Origin of the sequence: Arhodomonas sp. AD133 (assembly GCF_051195215.1) — a bacterium.
In the GTDB taxonomy this organism is placed as follows: domain Bacteria; phylum Pseudomonadota; class Gammaproteobacteria; order Nitrococcales; family Nitrococcaceae; genus Arhodomonas.
Window position 1 is genome coordinate 1 of the sequence record NZ_JBNAZM010000100.1, and the last position, 3939, is coordinate 3939.

At 62.9% G+C, this 3939-nt stretch carries 3 protein-coding genes; all 3 read left to right on the top strand.

The window, feature by feature from the left end:
- Positions 1-249 precede the first annotated feature (249 nt).
- The 3 genes from ACPEES_RS22880 to ACPEES_RS22890 all read left to right on the top strand — a co-directional run bounded on the left by ACPEES_RS22880 (position 250) and on the right by ACPEES_RS22890 (position 3866).
- The gene (locus ACPEES_RS22880) at positions 250-447 is read left to right on the top strand and encodes a group II intron maturase-specific domain-containing protein (RefSeq protein WP_435106732.1); all 198 of its coding nucleotides are present in this window, start codon (positions 250-252) and stop codon (positions 445-447) included.
- 333 nt (positions 448-780) lie between these two features.
- Positions 781-1746 carry a zinc-binding metallopeptidase family protein gene (locus ACPEES_RS22885; protein WP_435106728.1) on the top strand — a complete coding sequence of 322 codons (966 nt, stop codon included), beginning with the start codon at positions 781-783 and terminating at the stop codon, positions 1744-1746.
- Between the two features lie 1043 nt (positions 1747-2789).
- Complete coding sequence (locus ACPEES_RS22890) at positions 2790-3866, top strand: AI-2E family transporter (protein ID WP_435106730.1); 1077 nt, start codon at positions 2790-2792, stop codon at positions 3864-3866.
- Positions 3867-3939 lie beyond the last annotated feature (73 nt).

Consider the following 3939-nt stretch of genomic DNA (forward strand, 5'->3'; position numbering starts at 1 on the left):
CTCCCCCCCTGTTGAAGAAGGAATCAGTGTGCGCAATCACGTGGACAGGATGTAGGTGCTGATTTGTTGGCGCTTACTTTGCACGGGAGACCGACCCCGAGTCGGGCCGCTCCAGCGCTCAGGGGTTCGCTCACCGGCGGCCTCGTAGACCTTGTGCCGGTGGGCGAGGATTGCGTGGTCTCGTAGCCTCCCGGTCGTCTTGCCGGTGCGTAGAAAAGCGCGGGGCGCGCCTGAACGTGGCCTAAGGCCATCGACACGCTCAAGCGTCGCGCGCGCCGGCAAAGCCGCCGGACACGCGGCCACAGCATTGCCCAGGTCATTGCAGAGTTGCGAGAGACCCTGCTTGGTTGGAAAGCGTACTTCGGCGGGGCCGTGGTGCTGAGCCCCCTGCGGGACCTGGACAAGTGGACCAGGCGCCGTTTGTGGAGTTACCGCTGGCAGAAATAGCGCAGCGGGGCTACCGTGAACTGAGGAAGCGGGGTTTTTTCCGGGGACTTGGCCTGGAACACCGCGAAGTCGGCACACGGCCCTTTCCTGTGTGCTGCCCGCCCGTGTCTTCCGGAATCCGGGGCTGCCGGTGCTGGCGGCACGGTGAATGGGATGAATCCAGTCATTGAACCGCCGTGGCGCGCGATCCGTGTGCCCGGTGGTGTGGGAGGAGCGGGGCCGGGAAGCCTCGCCCCATCCCGATTGGGCAGGAAATAAAGGGCCTATCAGCGACTTTTGGATAAGTGAGTCCGTCTCACATCATGGCAGCCAACGTTTTCTGGAGCTTTCCCAATGCGTGTTTTCGCCAATCCGGTCGGCGCCGGCACTCTCTGGTTTGATAACCTCGCTACGGCCGACGGAACGCCCGTCGCCTATGATCCGCAGGCGCGGGCCTTCCTGCCGATGCCGCCTTTCTGTGCCAACCGGGACAGAATCGACTGTAATTGGATCGCTCCGGAAGAGGGCGCTTTTTGTCGATCCTGTGCCATGACCGAATTGGCCCCCGATCCTTCGATACCCAATGCCATTCCCAACTGGGCGCAGACCGAAGCGGCCAAACGGTGGGCCCTGGACAACCTGGGGCGTTGGCATTGGTTTCGGCCGGAGGATCCGGGGGCGCGGCCTGTGTTTCATCTGCTTGCCGAGGGGGCGACCCCGGTTCCCATGGGGCACGCTGGAGGCGTGGTTACCATCAGTGTGGCGGAGGTGGATCCCATCCTGGTCGCCACCCGCCGCGAGGCTCTGCAAGAGCCTTATCGCACCATGATAGGCCACATGCGCCACGAAATTTCGCACATGCTCTGGTGGCGGCTAAGCCTTCGACAGGATTTTCTTGATGCATTCCGCGCCAATTTCGGAGATGAGCGGATCGATTATCCGGGGGCGCTTCGATACCACTACGAAAACGGCCCGCCGAAAGACTGGAAAGAGTATTACCTGACCAGTTACGCCTCGGCCCACCCTCATGAGGATTGGGCGGAAACGGCGGCACATCTGCTGCATCTGACAGACATCGCCGACAGCTTCGTGGCCACCGGCCTGTCATCTCCGCAGATACCATACCCGGGCTGGGACCCGTATTCCGAGCCTGATACCGAGCGGCTGATCCGGACTGCGGCCTCGCTCACTGTGGGTGTCAATCATGTCAATCGCTCCATGGGCTTATCGGATCTCTATCCGTTCGTTCTCTCGAACCACGCCCGTTATAAACTGGCATTCGTGCACGACTGGCTGCGGCGCGGTGCTCAGGGGCGTTGAAGGCAGCGACGCGGATCGCCCCCTGCAGTGTGTGGTGGCGCGGACACACCACACGCATGGGCATTGTATTGTAGAAAGCACAACACGTCGTTTGCGTGCTTCCCAACGAGCTAATAACAGCTTGAACCCGACCGGCTTTTTCGCTGGCGCTCGTGTGTCATGACGAATTCGAAAGTATTGCCAGGGCTCGGCGCCACTGCGCGGTGTCCCGGCAAGGCGCGGGGGCGCCGGCGTGGCGAGGCTCACGTCAAGCGAGCGCAACGCCGCCGAGGCGCCGCGCAGTGGCGCCCTGCGGGTGGCCGTGTGCGCCGCTGTGGACAGCGTTGCTCGTCGCTCATGGTGACCTTGCTACACCACGCTCCTCGCGCCACTGACCATCGAGGCGAGTGACTCGGGATATCGCAAGCCCGTTGTGGCGGCATACCCACGAAGGCCTGTCGAAGCGAACAGCGGCGCACGCGCCCACTGAGACCTGGCAATACTTTCGAAAAGGTTAGTAAGGAGCCAGTTTCTGATGCGGACGCAAACACTGAAGATGGAACTGGGTCATTCAAAGTTTCGGAATACGAAACCGCAAGAAACTCCCCGGTGGTGCTTTTTTCGGTGGGAGCGGGTCCGCTATGGCGCCGGCGCCAAGAACCGCCGGGAACGTCCTAAACTCGTGGACAGGGTAAGACGTTCAGCATCGTTGCGGTGCATGGACTTCAGTCGCACGGGGGCTGCGGGCGCTCCTCAGTCCCCGGCCACCGGTCGGCGTTCGATGGAGGCGAAGACGAGTTGATCCCCAGGTGGGGCGCGCAAAGTCGAGCGTTCCCAATGATCAGGAGGGAGCGATGAAGTGCAAGGTGTGTGACGGAACCGGAATTATCAAGTGTCCCGAGTGCGAGGGTACCGGCCACGCCCCGAACGAGGACAGCCAGTGTCCCCGTTGTTCCGGTGCGGGCACGGAGCGCTGCGAAGTCTGCCATGGCAGGGGAGCGATCGAATAGGGCGCTGAGCATGGGTAACCCGCGCCGCGTTCGATTCAGAAGGCAGACGGTATCGTGAAGCAGGCGGGTGCTGAAGGCAGCTATACACGACGGGTACTCATCACTGCCGGGATCGCCGCGGTCTTCCTGACGCTCGTGGTCTTCCTTTGGCGGACCGCGCACGTCCTTTTGGTTTTTTTCGCCGCGATTCTCCTGGCCGTTCTACTGGACGGTCTTCGCGCGCTGGTGCAACGGGTCGTGTCAATCCCGCGCCTGGTGGCGCTGAGTCTGGTGATCGGTGTTTTCGCGACGGCGCTCGCGGCATTCGGCTGGGTGATCGGGCCACGCGTGGCAAACCAGGTCTCGGAGCTCGTCACGCGAATTCCAACCGCCATTGACCACATCGGCGCACTGCTGCGCGAGCAGACGTGGGGGCGCGTTCTGCTGGAGACGTTGCCGGATCCGTCCCGGATCATGCCGCCGGCGACAGGCATTCTGGCCCCGATCTCGGGGGTGTTTTCCAGCGCGCTGGGTGCGCTCACGAACATGGCGATCATTGTGGTGGTCGGCGTGTATCTCGCAGTGGAGCCGGGTCCCTACACGAATGGCGCGCTCAGGCTGTTGCCGATCCGTGCCAGAAACCGGGGCGACGAGGTTCTGCAAGCCCTTCGGCACGCATTGCAGTGGTGGCTCATGGGCCGCGTGGTGTCGATGGGTGCGGTGGGCGTGCTGACGACGCTGGGACTGTGGCTCATCGATGTGCGGCTGGCGCTGGCATTGGGCCTGATCGCGGGCCTGTTGTCCTTCGTGCCTTACCTTGGTCCCATTCTGTCGGCAATCCCCGCGATCCTGGTGGCCTTGGTGGACTCGCCGGTCCAGGCGGTCTATGTGGTATTCGTCTATGGGGCCGTTCAGTTCCTGGAAGGCAATTTGATTACCCCGATCGTCCAGGAGCGGGCGGTGTCGCTGCCTCCCGCCGTGCTTCTGATGGCGCAGTTGGCGATGGCGGTCTCATTCGGGCTCATGGGCGTGCTGCTGGCAACGCCGTTCGCGGTAGTGGCGATCGCGCTGATTCAAATGCTCTATATCCGGGACACGTTGGGGGATCCGATCGCCGTCCTGGGCGAACACGGCCACCGCGCACAGGGGTAAGCGTTCATTGGAGGCCGTGTTGACGGCCGGGCAGACAGGTGACGGCGGGCGAGTTCGATGACGCATTGGGTTG

Bases quoted from the DNA above. Each gene is read 5' to 3' on its own strand.
- ACPEES_RS22885 (WP_435106728.1), top strand. From the start codon at position 781: ATGCGTGTTTTCGCCAATCCGGTCGGCGCCGGCACTCTCTGGTTTGAT.